This is a genomic window from Pseudomonas sp. FME51 (assembly GCF_014897305.1).
In genome coordinates, this window is record NZ_JABUYN010000013.1 from 1 (window position 1) to 18,883 (window position 18,883).

An 18,883-nucleotide genomic window follows, 5' to 3' on the forward strand; every position below is an offset into this window, starting at 1 on the left:
TCCTTTCTCACCTTGAAGAAGCGATCAAACCGGCCTCTTCAGTGAGCGGCGCATTCTACGCCGTTTCGTTTGCCTGTCAACCCCCAAGTTATTGCTAACTTATTGATTGGCCTGGGCTTTTTACAAAGCACCGCGGCTTGCGAGGGGCGAATTATAGACCCGTCAAATTTTACGTCAAGGGGTTTTTACGGTAATTCTGGCAAACTTCTTTTTCCCTGCCTGACAGACATGTACAGAACCGACCTTGAACATGAAGTCGCGATCAACTACTCCACCATCCACCTTCACCGAACCAGCACCTAACAGGTCACGCGCAGCTGCTGCATTCTTGGTCATGCCCGCACGGTTGAGCACCGCCGATATTGGCAGATCGGCTTCCGCCTCCAGCACTACCTCTGGCAGATCCTCGGGCAGCTCACCTTCCTTCAATCTATTGCCCGCCGAGCGGTGGGCGCTGGCCGCCGCCGCTTCACCATGGAAACGCCCAACCAGCTCTTCCGCCAGCTTTATCTTGATATCCCTCGGATTGGCTCCCGCCTCGACATCTGCACGCAAACCATTGATCTCTTCCATGCTGCGGAAGCTCAGCAATTCAAAGTAGCGCCACATCAGCGAATCCGGCATGGACACTATCTTGTTGTACATCACGCCCGGCTGATCGTTGATACCAATATAGTTGCCAAGGGATTTGGACATCTTCATTTCGCCATCCAACCCAACCAACAGCGGCATGGTCAAGGTTATCTGTGGCTCCTGCCCGTACTGACGCTGCAACTCACGCCCCATCAGCAGATTGAATTTCTGGTCGGTACCGCCGAGCTCGATATCAGCGCGCATGGCAACGGAATCGTAGCCCTGGATCAGTGGATAGAGGAACTCATGGATAGCGATCGACTGGCCACCTTCATAGCGCTTGTCGAAATCATCCCGCTCGAGCATCCGCGCCACTGTGTACTTGCCCGCCAGCTGGATCATCTCGGCAGCGGAAAAGGCATCCATCCACTCCGAGTTGAAAACCACCTGTGTGCGCTCTCTATCCAAGATCTTGAATACCTGTTCCTTATAGGTTTCGGCATTGGCCAGAACCTGCTCACGGGTCAACGGCGGGCGAGTGCTGTTCTTGCCACTCGGATCACCGATCATGCCGGTGAAATCACCGATGAGGAACAGCACATCATGGCCCAGATCCTGAAACTGACGGAGCTTATTGATAAGGACGGTATGACCAAGATGCAGGTCCGGCGCAGTCGGGTCGAAACCGGCTTTGACACGCAGTGGTGTGCCGCGCTCCAGCTTGGCTCGCAGCTCGGCTTCCACCAAAATTTCGTCCGCCCCGCGCTTGATCAGCGCCAACTGCTCGTCAACCGGTTTCATGCGTGATTCCTGTCTGTGAAGATTGATAAAAGCCAAAGAAGAAAGGCGGCAAACGATACAACATTGGCGACCAAGATTAAACTTGCAGCGCCCCACATCGAGAACGCTTGCGTAGCACATACCAATAATTGGCGCCAGCAACCTGACAGGCGGGCACACAAAAGCTTGCCTTGAGGCACTTTCAGTTATATTTTAGCAAGTTAGTCTACATTTCACAGAATCAACTACAAGAGCGCTTATGGGCCATCACAAGTCAAAGTCACCGCGCTACCCTAAAAGCCATCTGATGGCCGCCAGTGGTATCGCCGCCGCGCTGAGCATTTTCCTGCTCGTCATCCCCACAACCGAAGTCGAAGCCAAGAAGACTCTAGTCCAGCTCGAACTGCAAGACCTGCAGCTGGACAACTCGAAATCCGCACTCTCTGAAGAGTTGGATGCGCTGATCAGTGAAACAGTCACAATCAACTCTCCGCTGGAAATGACCAGCACTTCCGAGTCGCTGAGCACTGCCGCCTCCCCAGAAGTCATCCAGACCGGACTCACCTTGCAACCTCAGCAGACGGACGCTGTTGTTCAGCCTGTCTCCGAGTGGTCAAGCGTGACCGTCACCCCAGGTGACACCCTGTCGATCCTGTTTCAGAATGCCGGCCTGTCAGCCAATACCCTGCACTCGGTCATCAGCAGCAGCAAGGAAGCCAAGGCTTTCACTCGCTTGCGCGCAGGCCAGGAGCTGGAGTTCAAACTGGACGATAACGGTGAACTGCTCGGCATGCGCTCCCAGCGGAACAGCCTTGAGACCATTCGGATCGACCGCGACGGCGACAACTATGCATTCAGCAAAGACGTCATCGAACCTGACACCCGCACCCGCTTCGCCAATGGCAGCATCGATAGCTCGTTGTTTGTTGCTGCTCAGAACGCCGGCCTGTCGCACAATCTGACCATGCAGATGGCGAATATTTTTGGTTATGACGTTGATTTCGCGCGAGAAATTCGCCGAGGTGACAACTTTGAGGTGCTGTTCGAAGAAAAACATGTAGACGACCAACGGGTCGGCAGCGGCAACATCCTGGCCGCCCGCTTCACCAACCGTGGTCGCACTTTCACTGCAGTGCGCTATACCGACAGCAGCGGCAACAGCAGCTACTATCGCGCCGACGGCACCAGCATGCGCAAGGCTTTCATTCGCACCCCCGTTGAATTCGCCCGCATCAGCTCACGCTTCAACCCCAATCGCCGTCACCCGGTACTGAATAAGATTCGCGCGCACAATGGCGTGGACTATGCGGCCGCCACCGGCACCCCCATCAGGGCAACCGGCGACGGCCGCGTGGTCCATGTCGGGCGCAAAGGTGGATATGGCAATACGGTGGTCATCAAGCATGGCCAGACCTACCAGACGCTGTATGCGCACATGAGCCGTTATGCCAATGGCATCAGATCCGGCAGTAACGTCGCCCAGGGCCAAGTCATCGGCTATGTCGGCATGACCGGCCTGGCCACCGGACCTCACCTCCATTATGAGTTTCAGGTAAGTGGACGGCATGTCGATCCACTCAGCGTCAAGCTGCCAGCATCCGACCCCATCGCACAAAGCGAGCGTACCAAGTTCATGGCGCTGAGCAATCAGATGATGGCAAGCCTCGACCAGCAGGGTGGCACACAGCTGGCCCAGCTGGACGAGTAAGTGGAACAGTTGTATGTCGGTATCATGTCAGGCACCAGCCTGGATGGTATCGACATCGCCCTGACCTCCTTCTCTCCCTCAGCACAGCGCGCCACTCTGCTTGGCGCGCTGTGCATGTCTTTTCCCGCCGCTCTGCGCAATGACCTGCTCTCACTCTGCCAACCGGGCGCGGACGAAATCCGCCGCGCCGGCACGGCTGGTCAGCAATGGGCCAGGCTAGCTGCGCAGGGAGTGACCCGTTTACTGCAGCAGCAAGGCATTGCCAACAGCCAGATATCGGCTATAGGCAGCCATGGGCAGACCATCCGCCATCATCCCGAAGCCGGTTTCAGCGTGCAGATTGGTGCGCCAGCCTTACTGGCGGAGCTGTGCGGTATCGATGTGATTTGTGATTTTCGCAACCGTGACCTGGCGGCCGGCGGTGAAGGTGCTCCTTTGGTACCGGCTTTTCACGCCTGGCTACTGTCCTCTGCGCAACATACACGAGCACTGGTGAACATCGGCGGCTTTGCCAACCTGACGCTACTCGGCGAAGGGCGCGTCAGCGGCTTCGACAGCGGCCCCGGCAACGTGCTGCTGGACTATTGGGTGCAGCGACACACCGGCCAGCTGTTCGATGCTGACGGCGCATGGGCGCGAAGCGGCCAGGTGGTGCCGGGATTATTGCACAACATGCTGCAGGACCCGTACTTCAGTCGCAGTGCACCGAAAAGCACGGGCCGTGAGTACTTCCATCCAGCCTGGCTGGAACACCAGCTCGCCGGACGGCAGGACAACTCCGTCGACGTGCAGGCAACACTGCTGGAGCTGACAGCACGTACCATTGTCGATGCACTGGATAGTTGCCACCCGCCAGCAGATGAGATCTATATCTGCGGTGGTGGAGTACGTAACGGCTGGCTCATGGAGCGTCTGCAACAACTGCTGACGCCCAGACCCATACATAGCACAGCTGTGTTGGACGTGGATCCCGACTGGATGGAGGCGATCGCCTTTGCCTGGCTGGCGTGGCGCTGCAACTCACGCCAGACGGGTAACCTGCCGGCGGTTACCGGCGCGCGAGGCGAACGCATTCTGGGGGCGATATATCCAGCCTGAACATCGCCCCGCGTGCTTCAGATGGAGAATGACGAACCGCAACCACAGGTAGTCGTGGCGTTAGGGTTGTTAATGACGAATCGAGAACCTTCCAGCCCTTCCAGGTAATCCACTTCCGAGCCGGCCAGATACTGGAAGCTCATCGGATCGATTACCAATCGGACGCCACCGCGCTCAACCACGGTATCATCTTCAGCCAATTCGTCATCAAAGGTGAAGCCGTACTGGAAGCCGGAACAACCGCCCCCGGTCACGAATACACGCAAACTCAGGCGTTCGTTACCCTCTTCCTCGATCAGCGCACGGACCTTGCCCACAGCACTATCGGAAAACTGCATCGCAGCAGGGGTAAACACTTCAGCACTAGACATACAACCTCCGGCGGCAAGTGCCGCAGCACAACAAGCCGGCTATTATCCATTTATCCGACTCTTTTGGTCAACTACTCTTGAATTCCCGGTGCAGTAACTCGGTGCCAGCATCCGCGTTCTGCCCTTCACCGAGGTAGTGCAGTTGCCCGTTGATCTGCGCGCCCGAGACCATTTCCATAAAGCGGTAATACAGGTCACCATCGACCCGGGCCTCGGCATCCAGCTGCAGATGTTCGAAAGCATGCACATCACCGACTATCACACCATTCACCAGCACGCTAGGCGCCTTGATGATGCCTTCCACGTAGCCTTCCTGGCCGACAGAAACCGCGCCCTCGTCTGCATCGATATTGCCGATGACGCGACCTTCGACCTTGACCGCTCCGCTGAAACGCAGATTGCCACGCAACTCCGTATCACCGGCGATGAAGGTGGTTCTGCCCGTAGGCTGGTTGATACTTGCTCTCTTGCGCTTACTCAAATTCAACATCAGGATCTTACTCCCGTTTCAGTCCATTCCATTGTCTGTTCAAGCAACAGCTTGCCATCCTGCTCGGCGCGCAGATGCACGCTTTCCGGCACAAAACCCACTGGTAACATCAGCTCGGCATCGCTACCGTTTGCCGGTACCACTTGAAAATACCGGAAATTCAGCGCCAGCGCAGTTGTTCTCCCACCGGTGAGCTCGGACAAGGTGACCCGCTTATCCTCACCTTCAAGCTTACCCTGTACCGCAATTGTCAGCTGCGCCTGAACGGTATCACTTTCATTACCGACCCGGCTGACCATCACCTTGTACCGGAAAACACCCGGCACGTCAGTGGCCTGCAGCTCAAAAGCCTGAAAGCGTACGCCCGGGTTCATCGCATTGGGCGCCAGCGCGCCCTGATACTGGGCCAGGTCCTGCTGCAAGCGAAACAGCTGCTGTTCCAGATCATCGATGACCTGCTGCCCGTCACTGACTGACTGCCGCGCCACCAGCAGATCTACCTCGAGCTGCTGGTGGCGCTGTCGGGTCTCCTCCAGCTCCGTCTGGATACCGCTGCGCTCCTGCTGCAGGCGCTGATAGTCGTGCATCTGTGAGGAGTTCATCGCTGCCGTCCAGCCCAGCCAGCCGCAGAGCGGCAGACTGGCAAGCAACGCCCATAAAAGCAGTTGGCGCCGACGCGACACTGGCGCTGCCGGTAACAGACTAAAGTTCTGCTCCTCAGCGGGCCGGTTACTCTGCTCGCTATCCATCAAGGCATGAGCGCCGGATGAGCCAGCCCCAAGCGCTCATCCAGCCCCAGCGCAATATTCATGTTCTGGATGGCCTGCCCGGAGGCGCCCTTGACCAGATTGTCGATCACCGACAACACCACAACCAAGTCACCCCCCTGTGGCCGATGTACCGCCAGACGGCAGACGTTGGCCCCGCGCACACTCCGGGTTTCCGGATGACTCCCAGCCGGCATCACATCAACGAAGGGCTCATTGGCGTAGCGGTCGGCAAACAGCTGCTGCAGGTCGACACTGTGGTCCGGCACATGGGCGTACAGAGTGGAGTGGATGCCCCGGATCATCGGCGTGAGATGTGGCACAAACGTCAAACCCACCTCGCTGCCCGCCGCGCGCTGCAGACCCTGGGCGATTTCCGGTAGGTGACGGTGGCCCGCCACACCATAGGCTTTCATGCTCTCGGTGGTTTCGCCGAACAGTGATGACACCTTGGCGCCCCGCCCTGCACCGCTGACACCGGACTTGCAGTCGGCGATCAGGTTGTCGGTACGAGCCAGCCCAGCCTCCAACAGAGGAATCAGGCCCAGCTGCACTGAAGTGGGATAGCAACCTGGCACCGCAATCAGCCGGGCGTTGCGAATGGCTTCACGGTTGACTTCGGGCAGACCGTAGACCGCCTCGCCGAGCAACTCGGGCGCGCCATGAGGCTGGCCGTACCACTTGGCCCACACATCTGCATCACGCAGGCGAAAATCTGCGGACAGATCGATCACGCGGGTGCCCGTCGCCAGCAGCTCGGCGGCCAGAGCATGGGCAACACCGTGGGGCGTAGCGAAGAACACCACATCACATTTGCCGAGGGTGGCGGTATCCGGCACGCTGAAGACCAGCTCATCGTAATGCCCCCGCAGATTGGGGTACATATCCGCGACGCGCACACCCTCTTCTGATCGGGACGTGATGATCTCGACATGCGCCTCCGGGTGCACTGCCAGCAAACGCAGCAATTCGACACCGGTATAACCGGTTCCCCCTACAATGCCTATCTTGATCATTTTACGCCTCGAATCGATTAACATGGCTGACAAGCCCCTATGATAAAAGCGCTGAGGGAAATTACCAGCAAACCCTGACGACAACCGCCGCGGATGCGGCTTCTTATCAATCATTTCAGGAGTCAAACGTGTATCTGTGGATCAAAGCCTTTCACATCATGGCTGTTGTCACCTGGTTCGCCGGCCTGTTTTATCTGCCACGACTGTTCGTCTACCATGCCATGAGCGAGGATCAGATCAGCCGTGACCGGTTCAAGATCATGGAACGCAAATTGTATCGCGGCATAATGACCCCTTCGATGCTGGTCGCTGTCGGGCTGGGCATCTGGATGCTGATGCTCGCCCCCGGCTGGTTTGCGCAGGGCTGGCTGCATGCCAAACTGACCCTGGTCGCGTTGCTGATCGGCTACCATTTCATCTGCGGCGCGCAACTCAAACGCTTTGCCGCCGACAGCAACACCCGCTCCCACGTATTCTACCGCTGGTTCAACGAAGCACCGGTGATCGTGCTTGTCGGTGCAGTGTTGCTTGCCGTACTGAAACCCTTCTGATCAATCGGCCATTACCGCACGGCCTTTGGCCCAGTCGCGAAGGGCCTGGATGCGCTCGGCCATAACAACCGACAACGGCGAGGTCTGGTTCAGCGCGTCGAGCAGATGTGCACTCTCGACTTCTTCCTGTCGGGCCGCAGCGCAGTATACCGCCGAGACCACGGCCTGCTCGATCTCGGCGCCAGCGAACCCTTCACTGGCATCTGCCAGCGCAGGCATGTCGAAACGTTCGACGGCCAGTTCACGATTGCCCAGGTGAATACGAAAGATATCCTCGCGCACCCGCGCATCAGGCAGATCAACAAAGAACAGTTCATCAAGACGCCCCTTGCGGATCAATTCCGGTGGTAGCTGCATGACGTTGTTTGCTGTGGCTACCAGAAACACGCGACTCTTGCGCTCGGCCATCCAGGTCAGCAAGGTACCCAGCACGCGCCGTGATACGCCTTGATCAGCGCCGTCCTCGCCCAGGCCTTTCTCGATTTCATCTATCCACAACACGCACGACTCCATTGCATCGGCCATGGCCAGCGCCTCACGCAGATTCTTCTCGGTTTCACCTATGTACTTGTTGTACAGCGCGCCGAAATCCAGCCGCAGCAGTGGCAACCCCCATAATCCGGCTATCGCGCGTGCCGCGAGACTCTTGCCGGAACCCTGCACGCCCGCCAGCAGCACACCTTTGGGCGTATCACCATTGGCTCGCGGCTCGTGGAACGCTGCCTGACGATCTGCCAGCCATCGTTTGAACTGAGCCAACCCACCAACGTCGGCAAAGCGCGCCGTATCCTGCTCGAAGCTCAGCGTACCCTGCATATCCAACAGGCTGAACTTGGCACGGTTCAACACCGGCAGATCTTCCTGGGTGATGGCACCATCGTCGACGATCAGCTTGCGCGCCAGCAGCCTGGCCTCTTCGTGGGTCACGCCGCGCAGATTGCGCACCACCTGCTGCAGGGTGCGGTTGTCGGTACGCACGCGCTGCCCCTGGTTGCGCTCGGTCCAACGAGCTGCTTCTTCACGAATGATGGCCGCCAGCTGCTCATCCGAAGGCATGCTCAGGCTGATACGCGCCGTCAGCCGCTGCAGTTCCGGCGGCAACGGCAGCTCATGGCTGATCAGTAGCAGTGTCGGAGCGTTGTCGGATGGGTCCATGGCGATCATCTTGAGCAGACGGATCAGCCGTGGGGACTGCATGAAGGGGTGCAGGTCGCAGAATACGTATAACGCCGGCTGACGATGCCGACGTATGTGATCCAACGCCACTTCCGGATCGGCAAGATCACCCGCCTCCTCCAGCGCACTGCCAAAGCCCAGGCGCTGCAGCCCATCAATCTGGTCCCAGGTATACCAGGTCTGCTGCCGCTTGACCGCAAGCGTTCCTATGGCCTCGAGCACGCGCAGTTCTTCCCAGGATTCGATCACTACCAGGCGGACCCGGGAGTCCAGCACCAACCCCAGATCATGGATGTCGTTTTTCATTGCGTATCCCTCGCTGTTACATTCTGCTGATGGTCGGTTAAACTGACCGCATTCCCACAATATTCAGGAGCATGCCGTGGACTGTTTGTTCTGCATGATTGCCGAAGGCAAGATCCCGTCAAAGAAGATCTTCGAGGATGACCGTGTGCTGGCCTTCCACGATATCAACCCTCAGGCTCCGGTGCATTTCCTGGTGATCCCGAAAAAGCATATCGCCACTCTGAACGACATGACAGAGGAAGATTGCGAACTGGTTGGCCATATGACCTATGTCGCCCAGCGGCTGGCCCTGGAGCTCGGCTGCGATGGCGGCTTTCGTACCGTATTCAATTGCAAGGAGATGGGCAGCCAGACGGTGTACCACATTCACCTGCATGTGCTCGGGCAGCGGCAGATGGGGTGGCCGCCGGGTTGACCTGCAACAATGGCCGCCACTGACTCTACCGCTATACTGAAGTATGTTTCAGGAGACATGATATGAGCACACGCCAATACAGCCTGCTTGACCGTTTGCTGAGCCAGTCCGATCAGGCCATGCGTACCTTGGTGCCTGGTGCCGCTCAGCCCGGCCGCCCCTCCCCGGCGCAGCATCTGCGTACCGATACCGTGGCCGAGCCGCAGCGTCGGCATATCGCTGGTCTGATGCGCATCAACCATACCGGCGAGGTGTGCGCCCAGGCGCTGTATCAGGGCCAGGCGCTGACCGCCAGACTGCCCGAAATACGCGGCAAGATGGAGCAGGCGGCTGCCGAGGAAATTGATCACCTGGCCTGGTGCGAACAGCGTTTGCGCGAACTGGACAGCCGTACCAGCGTACTCAACCCGCTGTTCTACGGTTTATCCTTCGGCATAGGCGCAGCCGCAGGCAAGATCAGTGACCGCATCAGTCTGGGCTTTGTTGCCGCCACGGAGCAGCTGGTGGAACGGCACCTGGATGACCATCTCCGTCAACTGCCGGAGGATGACCTCAAATCCCGCGCGATTCTTGAACAGATGCGCGTGGATGAGATAGAGCATGGCAGTCAGGCGCTGCAGGCCGGTGGCGTCGTCTTTCCCCAACCGGTGAAAGGTGCCATGAAACTGATGTCGAAAGTCATGACGGCAGCCACCTATCGGATCTGAGCCAATGCGGCCCGGACCCGATAGCCGGGTCGCATTCAGTCGACGTCGATAATTTCGTAATCATGGGTGATTTCCACACCACCGCGGCCAAGCATGATGGAAGCAGAGCAGTACTTCTCTGCCGACAGCTCGACCGCACGCTTGACCTGAGCTTCTTTCAGCTGCCTGCCTTTGACTACAAAATGCACGTGGATGCGAGTAAACACCTTGGGCTCGCTGTCAGCGCGTACCGCTTCCAGCTTGGCCTCCACGTCGTGAATATTCTGCCGCCCCTTCCTGAGAATGCTGACCACGTCGTAACTGGCGCAACCACCCAGGCCGATCAACAAGGTCTCCATGGGGCGCACGCCCATGTTGCGCCCGCCCGCCTCTTCCGGCCCATCCATGACCACGGTGTGACCGCTACCTGATTCGCCAAGAAACATGGCCCCGTCCACCCACTTGATATGCGCCTTCATTTCGCTCTCCCGCTGCAATAAGTTATCCGCTGGCGGCGGAGAATAGCACAGCGCCAATACGACAGCTCTGGCACTGGTCATTCGGCATAAAACTGGACATAATCCAAATTGGTCTCGGTTTGAGGCTGCAAGGATGCCCATGTTTGCATGGTCCGCTCGATCATAACTGCCAGGATGACAACAATGATTGCTAATTCGCCGACACTCATAACAAAAAATATCGATGCGTTTCTGGGACATTGCGAGCACCATCTCTTCCCGCCCCGCAGCACCATTATCCATGCCGGAGATGTATCCGACAGCCTGTTCTATATCGTCAAGGGTTCGGTCACCATCACTCTCCAGGAAGCACCTGGCCGCGATATCATTCTCGCCTATCTCAATCAGGGCGAGTTCTTCGGCGAGATGGGCTTGTTCGATGAAGGCTTCGCCGAGCAGGACCGTAGCGCCTGGGTCAAGGCCAGAACCGAATGTGAAGTGGCCGAACTGCCCTATAGCGAATTCCGCGCCATCACCGCCTGCGACCCCGAACTGCTCTATGCGGTGGGACGACAAATGGCCGACCGTTTGCGCCGCACTACCCGCAAGGTAGGCAATCTGGCCTTTCTCGATGTCACCGGCCGGGTCGCCGCCACCTTGCTGGACCTGTGCAAGCAGCCCGACGCCATGACTCACCCGGACGGCATGCAGGTCAGAATCACCCGCCAGGAGATTGGCCGTATCGTCGGCTGCTCGCGGGAGATGGTCGGTCGCGTACTCAAAACGCTGGAAGATCAGGGCCTGATTCACGCCAAGGGCAAAACCATGGTGGTCTACGGTACCCGCTGAGCCCCTGCAGGCACCCGTTAGCTTGATGTACAATCGCCGGATAATTTCCTATCCGGCGAGGCGACTATGGGTCTGAACAATGAGTGGATGCAGCGGGACATTTCGGTACTCTGGCATCCCTGCACCCAGATGAAAGACCACGAACATATGCCGATCATTCCGATTCAGCGGGGTGAAGGTGTGTGGTTGCATGACTTCGAGGGCAACCGCTACCTGGATGCGGTCAGCTCCTGGTGGGTCAATGCCTTCGGCCACGCCAACCCCTATATCAACCAGCGGGTCAAACAGCAGCTCGACACTCTCGAGCATGTCATTCTGAGTGGTTTTTCTCACCCACCGGTTATCGAACTGTCCGAGCGCCTGGTCGCCATCACACCAGCCCCTCTGACCCGCTGCTTCTACGCTGACAACGGCTCCTCCTGTATCGAAGTAGCGCTGAAGATGAGCTTTCATTACTGGCTCAATACCGGCAAGCCGGAGAAGAAGCGCTTCATCACCCTGTCCAACAGCTATCACGGCGAAACCCTGGCGACGCTGGCAGTGGGCGATGTGGCGTTGTACAAGGAAACCTACGAACCGTTGCTGATGGAAGTCATTACTGTTCCATCACCCGATTGCTATGACCGCGAGCCGGGCGCCACTTGGGAAGAGCACAGCCGACTCATGTTCGAACACATGGAGCGCGCTCTGGCTGAGAACCACGAACAGGTCGCTGCAGTCATCGTCGAACCACTGATCCAGTGCGCAGGCGGCATGCGCATGTACCACCCGGTCTACCTCAAACTGCTGCGTGAAGCCTGCGACCATTATGGCGTGCATCTGATTCATGATGAAATCGCCGTGGGCTTTGGCCGTACCGGGACCATGTTTGCCTGTGAGCAGGCCGACATCAGTCCGGACTTCCTGTGTCTGTCCAAGGCGCTGACCGGCGGTTACCTGCCCATGTCGGTCTGCCTGACCACCGACAGGATCTACGAGGCGTTCTACGACGATTACAGCTCCCTGCGCGCCTTCCTGCATTCGCACAGTTACACCGGCAACCCGCTGGCCTGCGCCGCGGCATTGGCGACCCTGGATCTGTTCGAGCAAGATAACGTCATCGAAAACAACAAGGCCCTGGCCGCCCATATGGCCAAGGCCACCGCCCACTTCACCGACCACCCCAACGTGGCCGAGGTTCGCCAGACCGGCATGGTGCTGGCCATCGAGATGGTACAGGACAAGGCCAACCGCACGCCCTACCCCTGGCAGGAGCGCCGCGGCATCCGCGTCTATGAATATGGCCTCAAGCATGAAGCCCTGCTGCGCCCCCTGGGTAACGTGGTGTACTTCATGCCACCCTATATCATCACCCCCGACCAGATCGATCATCTTGCCAGCGTCGCCTGGGAAGGTATCGAACTGGCTACCAGGAACTGAACCCGTGCGCGTCTCCCGCTTTTATCTGGATGCGCCACTGAGCCAGGGCGAGCAGCTGCTGGACGGTGATCTGGCGCACTATATAAGCCGCGTGCTGCGCCTGGGCGCAGGCGCAGCGGTACAGATTTTCAATGGCAGCGGCCAGGAATGGCCCGGCGAGGTGCTGGAAGCCGGCAAGCGCCAGGTGCGCATCGAGCTCGGCGCACCGATGCCTGGCCTGACCGAATCGCCTCTGCAGGTTCACCTGGGGCAAGCCATGTCCCGTGGTGAACGCATGGACTGGGCGATTCAGAAAGCCGTTGAACTGGGTGTCACGCAGATCACCCCATTGATGACCGAACGCTGCGAAGTACGCCTGCAAGGCGAGCGTGCAGACAAACGCCTGAACCATTGGCAGCAAATCGCGATCAGCGCCTGCGAGCAGTGTGGGCGCAGCGTGGTGCCAACCGTCAATCCACCCATTGCGCTGGCCGACTGGCTCAGCGCACTCGAGGCCGACCTGAAGCTGGTGTTACATCATCGCACCACCCAGAGCCTGTCCAGCATGACTCCACCACAAACGCTGGGCCTGCTGATCGGCCCCGAAGGCGGCCTCAGCGCCGCCGAGATAGACCAGGCTGAAACCGCTGGGTTCAAGGCCGCACGCTTTGGCCCACGTGTACTGCGCACTGAAACCGCACCGATAGTAGCGCTGAGCATTGCCCAGCAGCTCTGGGGCGATTTTTGACCCAATCCGAGCTGCAATTGACCACACCCGCCGGCTTGGGTAATGTTCAGCGGTTTTTCCGATCATTCATTCAATCGAGGTAGCGACCCATGGCCCGAAAAAAAACTGCAGTCGATTTCGAGCAATCGCTGGGCGCTCTGCAAACCCTGGTTGAACGCCTGGAAAGTGGCGATCTCAGCCTGGAAGATTCACTCAGCGCCTTCGAGCAGGGCGTGACCCTGACCCGCGAATGCCAGCAGGCTCTGACCCAGGCCGAACAGAAAGTCTCGCAACTGCTGGAGCAGGATGGTCAGTTGGTGACCACGCCCTTTGCGGACGACGCGCAATGACCGATTTCGAAGACTATCTCGCGGCCTGCCAGAAGCGCATCGACAACCATCTCGATCAGCAGTTCTGCAACAGCCACTCCGGGCTGGAACGCCTTTACGCTGCCATGCGCTACAGCGTCATCGGCGGTGGCAAGCGCGTTCGCCCGCTCCTCGCCTACGCCAGCTGCGAAGCGCTGGGCGGGACTGACACGCCGGTGGATGTGGTCGCGGGCGCCGTTGAATTGATTCACGCCTATTCACTGATTCATGACGATCTGCCCGCCATGGATGACGACGACCTGCGTCGCGGACGTCCGACCTGCCATCGTGCCTTCGACGAAGCCACCGCCATTCTCGCCGGTGACGCACTGCAGGCATTGGCCTTTGAATGGATCAGCTGCGAAGGCAGCTGGCAGGCCGAGACCCGGCTGCGCATGACCACCCTGCTAGCCTGCGCCGCCGGCCCTCAGGGGATGGTCGGCGGTCAGGCCATCGACCTCGCCTCAGTGGGTGTGCAGCTGGACCAGAACGCGCTGGAAGACATGCACCAACATAAAACCGGCGCACTGATTCGTGCCAGCGTGCAGCTTGGTGCTCTGACGACCGAGCGTGCCGATGATCATCAATTGGCGGCACTGGAACAGTATGCCCGCTGCATCGGCCTGGCGTTCCAGGTGCAGGACGACATCATCGATATCGAAAGCGATACCAGCGTATCGGGCAAGCAGCAGGGCGCAGATCGCGCCCGGGACAAACCCACCTATCCCGCCATGCTCGGACTCGACGGTGCGCATGCGCTGGCCCGCTCGCTGTGTGACCAGGCAATCAGCACGCTTGAACCCTTCGGCAGTCCCGCCGAGCGCCTGCGTCAGGTCGCCCGCTACATTGTGGAACGCCAGTTCTGAGCACCAGTTCCGTCGGACGGCGCAGTCGATGTTGGGCTATCGTCCCCTCATCGGTTAAACTGCGCGCTTGTTTCCTGCTGCACCCTGCGGCAATCAGAGCCTTGTTTGATGCCTAGCACTTTCCACGACATACCCCGTGACCGTCCCTGCACCCCCCTGCTGGACAGCCTTGACACCACAGCCCAGCTGCGCGAACTCGATGAAGCACAGCTGCCTGAACTGGCGGATGAGCTGCGCCTGTTCCTGCTATGGACGGTCGGCCAGACCGGCGGGCATTTTGGCGCCGGACTCGGAGTAATCGAGCTGACGGTCGCTCTGCACTACATCTATCAGACCCCCGAAGACCGCTTGCTCTGGGACGTGGGCCATCAGGCCTACCCGCACAAGATTCTCACCGGTCGCCGCGAACAAATGGCCAGCCTGCGCCAGAAAGATGGTCTTTCTGCTTTCCCGCGACGCAGTGAAAGCCCATTTGACACCTTCGGCGTTGGTCACTCCAGCACCTCGATCAGCGCCGGTCTGGGCATGGCCATCGCCTCCCGCCTGCAAGGGCTGGACCGGCGCACTGTTGCCGTCATCGGCGACGGAGCCATGACCGCAGGCATGGCGTTCGAAGCGCTCAACCACGCCGGCGTGGTCGATGCTGACATGCTGGTGGTGTTGAATGACAACGACATGTCGATCTCGCATAACGTCGGCGGCCTGTCCAACTACCTGGCGAAGATCCTCTCCAGCCGCACCTATGCGCACATGCGTGAAGGCAGCAAGAAGGTGTTGGCAAAGATTCCGCCGGCCTGGGAGCTGGCACGCAAGACCGAGGAAACCGCCAAGGCCATGCTGGCACCGGGCGTGCTCTTCGAGGAGCTGGGCTGGAACTACATCGGCCCCATCGACGGCCATGACCTGCCGACCCTGATTACCACTCTGCGCAATATGCGCCAGCTCAAGGGCCCGCAGTTTCTGCACGTGGTGACCAAAAAGGGCAAAGGCTTCTCCCCAGCCGAAGCCGATCCCATCGGCTACCATGCCATCACCAAACTCGAGCCCAAGCCCGCCAGCAACGGCCCGAGCAAACCGAAATACTCCAGCGTCTTCGGCAAGTGGTTGTGCGACATGGCCGAAGCCGATGCACGGCTGGTCGGCATTACTCCGGCGATGAAGGAAGGCTCCGACCTGATCGCCTTCAGCGAACGCTTCCCGCAGCGCTATTTCGATGTCGCCATCGCCGAACAGCATGCTGTCACCCTGGCCGCGGGAATGGCCTGTGAAGGTGCCAAGCCGGTGGTGGCCATCTATTCGACCTTCCTGCAACGCGCCTACGATCAGTTGATCCATGACGTCGCGGTGCAGGATCTGGACGTGCTGTTCGCCATTGACCGCGCCGGACTGGTGGGGGAAGACGGCCCGACCCACGCCGGCAGCTTCGACCTGAGCTTCCTGCGCTGCATTCCCAACATGTTGATCATGGCACCGGCCGACGAGAACGAAACCCGGCAGATGCTGACCACCGGTTTCCTGCACAACGGTCCAGCCGCCGTGCGCTACCCGCGTGGCACCGGACCCGGCGTACCGGTCGACCCGGCGCTCGAGCCACTGCCCATCGGCAAGGGCGTGATCACCCGCCAGGGCGAGCAGGTTGCGATTCTCAGCTTTGGCACCCTGCACGCCAATGCACAACTCGCCGCCGACGCGCTGAATGCCACCGTGGTCAACATGCGTTTCGTCAAACCGCTGGATACCGAGCTGTTGCAACAGCTGGTCACCAGTCACAGTCTGCTGGTCACGCTCGAAGAAAACGCCATCATGGGTGGTGCGGGCAGCGCCGTTAACGAGTGGCTGCTCGCTCAGGGAATTCAGATCCCGGTGCTCAACCTTGGCCTGCCCGATATTTACGTCGAACATGACAAGCCTGGCAGCATGCTGGCCGAATGCGGCCTGGATGCTGCCGGTATCGAGCGCGCCATTCGCCAACGCCTGCCCGGCGCAAGCTGACCGAAGCCGAGGTGTCGCGGAGGGCGTTACCGGTCAGCATGGCTGCCCCTACCCTCCGCCTGGATACCCATCCCTGACTCCCCCGCCTCACCTCCCCAGCACGCCATGCAAGCCGACAGCCCAACAGAACGACAGCAAGAAAACTCCCAACGCATACGGCATAATACCCGCCTGATTCACCAGCTCCGGACGCCCCATGTTCTTTACCGACCAGCGCCTCCAGTTCTTCAAACCACTGACCAGCAAATACCGTGAACAGGTTGTTGAATGCCTGCGCCTTTTGCATGGACGGCTGTACAGCGCCAGCGCGGATTATGGCGAATCGCTGAAGCGCGACCAGGTGCTGGATATCTTCTGCGAGGCACTGGAACGCGCGCCACTGCTCGATGGCGACGAAGATGACCAAGGGCGCTTCAAGAACAACCGCGAGCAGGCCGGCTGGGTACTCAACAATCTGGTTGAGCATGGCTGGCTGGAGCGCCAGGTAGACCAGGCCACCTTCCAGTCTGCCTACCCCTTCAGCCGCCTGGGTCGCCTGTTCACCCAATCGCTCACCGCAGCCGTCAATCACAGCGTACGTACCCGCCACCGCAACACCCGCAACACGCTGAATGCCCTGTCAGCCTTCGTCGAGCGCGGCGAAGTCTACGACCTGCTGGATGCCCATGAATATTCCGAGCAGATCATTGTCGACTTCACCGACATCATCGCCGAACTGGAAGAGCGCAAACGCCAGCTGGTACGCGAAGTCGAAGCCCAGCAACTGGTACAACAGGCCAGCGACCAGTTCTTCGACTTCATGGAACGGCGCTTTCAACCTGACGTCGCCATTCGCCTGTCCGCCGACAGCGTGGAGAAACACCGCGACCGCATTCAGGAAGTCCTGCACCGCATTCGCCATCAGCCCAAGGAATGGAAAGCGCATGCCGAACGTGAATTGCGCCGACTGGCCCCGGACCTACTGACTGACGAGCGCAGCTCGGTACTCTGGCAACTGCTCGACAGCATCGAAAACCGCCTGCGCAACGCCTCGGAGATCATGTTGCCCGCTCTGCGTCGCACTTTGCAGAGCTTCACCAAGCGGGCCGACATCATCATCCGTCAGCTCAGCTACCTGCAGACCCAGCAGCATAACGACATCGTCGGCCTGTGCCGGGAGCTGAGTACACTCGACCAGGACAGCTATGCCGCCCGCCTGAATGCCGCAGGCAATGCGCTGGCCGGCGTACGCCTGGCGTTGGTGGATCCCGGTCAGGTACGCCTGCGCGAGCGCCAATTACGCCAACCGGTACAAAGCCAGATGGATGATCCCGGTACGCCCGACCCAGCCACCCTGCGAGCATTGGCTGTGCAGCAGTTACTCGAGCAGGCTTTTCATATCAACGCCAGCGGCCTGCGCAACTATCTGCGCAGTGCATTAGGCGATGGCCATCGCATCGACAGCCGCGACCTACCAATAGAAAACGCCAGCGACCTGTTGGCGCTCAGTCACGTCATCGGTCTCGGCAGTGCCGATAACGCTGCGACCGGCTTTCGCGTCAATATCGAGCCAACGGGTCAGCCCGTTACTGGCGGAACCTATTTCGCCCGCCGCGACGGCTTTATTATCGAACTGGAGCAAGACCACCATGCGTGACGCACTGGAAGATCAACTGCAGCAACGCGGCATCAGTGCCGAGGACTTTTCCGAATTGATGATTCGGCTGCTGGATCGCGGTGTGCTCTGTCGCGACGAAAGCAAAAAGGAAGCGCAGCTCTATGATCACTTCCTGCAGATACGCGATCTGGTCGAGGACTATCTGAGCGTCCTGCGCATCCGCCTGCTGCATGAACCGCGCTTCGAACTGGTCCGAATATTCCCGCCCGGCGCCGAAGTACCCGGTCTGGCCGACAGTGAAGACAGCATCAGTACCGGCCTGCGCGATCGCCTGCACCAACATGAGGTGGCACTGATCCTGGTGCTACGCGCCGAGTATGACAAATCCCTGCGCGAAGGCCTGATAGATGAGCAGGGTCAGGTGATGTTGTCGCTGGAAACCCTCAGCTTGAGCCATCGCAATCTGCTTGGCCGCCCGTTGCCCGAACAGGCCGGCGAGCGCCAGACCCTGCTGCGGCGGATGCGCCAATTGCGCCTGATCCGCAGCAGCAGTGACGCCGGCATGGATGATGAAAGCTGGGTCACCATCCGTCCCGGCATCCTCAGTCTGGTTACCGATACCGCACTGAGCCAGCTGGCGGGTACCGCCGCAGATGAAACCATCAAAGAAATCGCCCAGGGAGACAACTGA

Annotated in this window: 20 protein-coding genes; 13 read left to right on the forward strand and 7 right to left on the reverse strand. The window is 59.4% G+C overall.

The features are described 5' to 3' along the window. Nucleotides 1–174: 174 nt before the first annotated feature. The gene (gene tyrS, locus INT39_RS18430) at nt 175–1,374 is read right to left on the reverse strand and encodes a tyrosine--tRNA ligase (RefSeq protein ID WP_193075468.1); all 1,200 of its coding nucleotides are present in this window, start codon (nt 1,372–1,374) and stop codon (nt 175–177) included. A gap of 238 nt (nt 1,375–1,612) precedes the next feature. On the opposite strand from tyrS, the gene INT39_RS18435 reads away from it, so the two are divergent. Beyond that, complete coding sequence (locus tag INT39_RS18435; protein ID WP_193075469.1) at nt 1,613–3,061, forward strand: peptidoglycan DD-metalloendopeptidase family protein; 1,449 nt, start codon at nt 1,613–1,615, stop codon at nt 3,059–3,061. Then, nucleotides 3,062–4,159 carry an anhydro-N-acetylmuramic acid kinase gene (locus INT39_RS18440; RefSeq protein WP_319021388.1) on the forward strand — a complete coding sequence of 366 codons (1,098 nt, stop codon included), beginning with the start codon at nt 3,062–3,064 and terminating at the stop codon, nt 4,157–4,159. A gap of 17 nt (nt 4,160–4,176) precedes the next feature. Here INT39_RS18440 and erpA read toward each other — a convergent pair whose 3' ends face one another. The 4 genes from erpA to argC all read right to left on the reverse strand — a co-directional run bounded on the left by erpA (nt 4,177) and on the right by argC (nt 6,803). Then, nucleotides 4,177–4,530, reverse strand: coding sequence for an iron-sulfur cluster insertion protein ErpA (gene erpA, locus INT39_RS18445; protein ID WP_090276000.1), 354 nt, complete (start codon nt 4,528–4,530; stop codon nt 4,177–4,179). A 67-nt stretch (nt 4,531–4,597) separates the two neighbouring features. Then, complete coding sequence (locus tag INT39_RS18450; protein WP_193075470.1) at nt 4,598–5,020, reverse strand: bactofilin family protein; 423 nt, start codon at nt 5,018–5,020, stop codon at nt 4,598–4,600. Then, entirely contained in the window at nt 5,020–5,769 is a 750-nt protein-coding gene (locus tag INT39_RS18455; protein ID WP_193075471.1) for a DUF6776 family protein, read from the reverse strand. Before INT39_RS18455 ends, INT39_RS18450 begins: the two co-directional genes overlap by 1 nt. Continuing rightward, nucleotides 5,769–6,803, reverse strand: coding sequence for an N-acetyl-gamma-glutamyl-phosphate reductase (gene argC, locus INT39_RS18460; RefSeq protein WP_193075472.1), 1,035 nt, complete (start codon nt 6,801–6,803; stop codon nt 5,769–5,771). The genes INT39_RS18455 and argC overlap by 1 nt, the downstream gene beginning before the upstream one ends. Before the next feature lie 128 nt (nt 6,804–6,931). On the opposite strand from argC, the gene hemJ reads away from it, so the two are divergent. Then, nucleotides 6,932–7,354, forward strand: a complete 423-nt coding sequence (hemJ, locus tag INT39_RS18465) for a protoporphyrinogen oxidase HemJ (RefSeq protein WP_193075473.1) — start codon at nt 6,932–6,934, stop codon at nt 7,352–7,354. Here hemJ and INT39_RS18470 read toward each other — a convergent pair whose 3' ends face one another. After that, entirely contained in the window at nt 7,355–8,836 is a 1,482-nt protein-coding gene (locus INT39_RS18470) for an AAA family ATPase (protein ID WP_193075474.1), read from the reverse strand. Between the two features lie 76 nt (nt 8,837–8,912). Between INT39_RS18470 and INT39_RS18475 the strand changes: the two genes are divergently transcribed. After that, a complete protein-coding gene (locus INT39_RS18475; RefSeq protein ID WP_413468946.1) occupies nt 8,913–9,251 on the forward strand; it encodes a histidine triad nucleotide-binding protein in 339 nt (112 codons plus the stop codon). A 62-nt stretch (nt 9,252–9,313) separates the two neighbouring features. Further along, nucleotides 9,314–9,958 carry a 2-polyprenyl-3-methyl-6-methoxy-1,4-benzoquinone monooxygenase gene (coq7, locus tag INT39_RS18480; protein ID WP_193075475.1) on the forward strand — a complete coding sequence of 215 codons (645 nt, stop codon included), beginning with the start codon at nt 9,314–9,316 and terminating at the stop codon, nt 9,956–9,958. A 35-nt stretch (nt 9,959–9,993) separates the two neighbouring features. On the opposite strand, the gene INT39_RS18485 is transcribed toward coq7, so the two are convergent. Continuing rightward, entirely contained in the window at nt 9,994–10,416 is a 423-nt protein-coding gene (locus INT39_RS18485; RefSeq protein WP_193075476.1) for an OsmC family protein, read from the reverse strand. Nucleotides 10,417–10,599: 183 nt separating this feature from the next. Here INT39_RS18485 and crp point away from each other — a divergent pair, with 183 nt between their 5' ends. From crp to INT39_RS18525, 8 genes are all read left to right on the forward strand, one after another. Then, nucleotides 10,600–11,244, forward strand: a complete 645-nt coding sequence (gene crp, locus INT39_RS18490) for a cAMP-activated global transcriptional regulator CRP (protein ID WP_193075477.1) — start codon at nt 10,600–10,602, stop codon at nt 11,242–11,244. A 66-nt stretch (nt 11,245–11,310) separates the two neighbouring features. Next, nucleotides 11,311–12,663, forward strand: coding sequence for an adenosylmethionine--8-amino-7-oxononanoate transaminase (locus tag INT39_RS18495; protein ID WP_193075478.1), 1,353 nt, complete (start codon nt 11,311–11,313; stop codon nt 12,661–12,663). A 4-nt stretch (nt 12,664–12,667) separates the two neighbouring features. Beyond that, complete coding sequence (locus INT39_RS18500) at nt 12,668–13,390, forward strand: 16S rRNA (uracil(1498)-N(3))-methyltransferase (RefSeq protein WP_193075479.1); 723 nt, start codon at nt 12,668–12,670, stop codon at nt 13,388–13,390. Between the two features lie 89 nt (nt 13,391–13,479). Further along, nucleotides 13,480–13,719, forward strand: a complete 240-nt coding sequence (locus INT39_RS18505; protein ID WP_193075480.1) for an exodeoxyribonuclease VII small subunit — start codon at nt 13,480–13,482, stop codon at nt 13,717–13,719. Continuing rightward, nucleotides 13,716–14,603 carry a polyprenyl synthetase family protein gene (locus INT39_RS18510; RefSeq protein ID WP_193075481.1) on the forward strand — a complete coding sequence of 296 codons (888 nt, stop codon included), beginning with the start codon at nt 13,716–13,718 and terminating at the stop codon, nt 14,601–14,603. Before INT39_RS18505 ends, INT39_RS18510 begins: the two co-directional genes overlap by 4 nt. 108 nt (nt 14,604–14,711) lie before the next feature. Then, nucleotides 14,712–16,595, forward strand: a complete 1,884-nt coding sequence (gene dxs, locus INT39_RS18515) for a 1-deoxy-D-xylulose-5-phosphate synthase (protein ID WP_193075482.1) — start codon at nt 14,712–14,714, stop codon at nt 16,593–16,595. Between the two features lie 196 nt (nt 16,596–16,791). After that, on the forward strand, nt 16,792–18,231 hold the full coding sequence (locus INT39_RS18520; RefSeq protein ID WP_193075483.1) for a Wadjet anti-phage system protein JetA family protein: 1,440 nt from the start codon (nt 16,792–16,794) through the stop codon (nt 18,229–18,231). Further along, nucleotides 18,224–18,883 carry a DUF4194 domain-containing protein gene (locus INT39_RS18525; RefSeq protein ID WP_193075484.1) on the forward strand — a complete coding sequence of 220 codons (660 nt, stop codon included), beginning with the start codon at nt 18,224–18,226 and terminating at the stop codon, nt 18,881–18,883. The genes INT39_RS18520 and INT39_RS18525 overlap by 8 nt, the downstream gene beginning before the upstream one ends.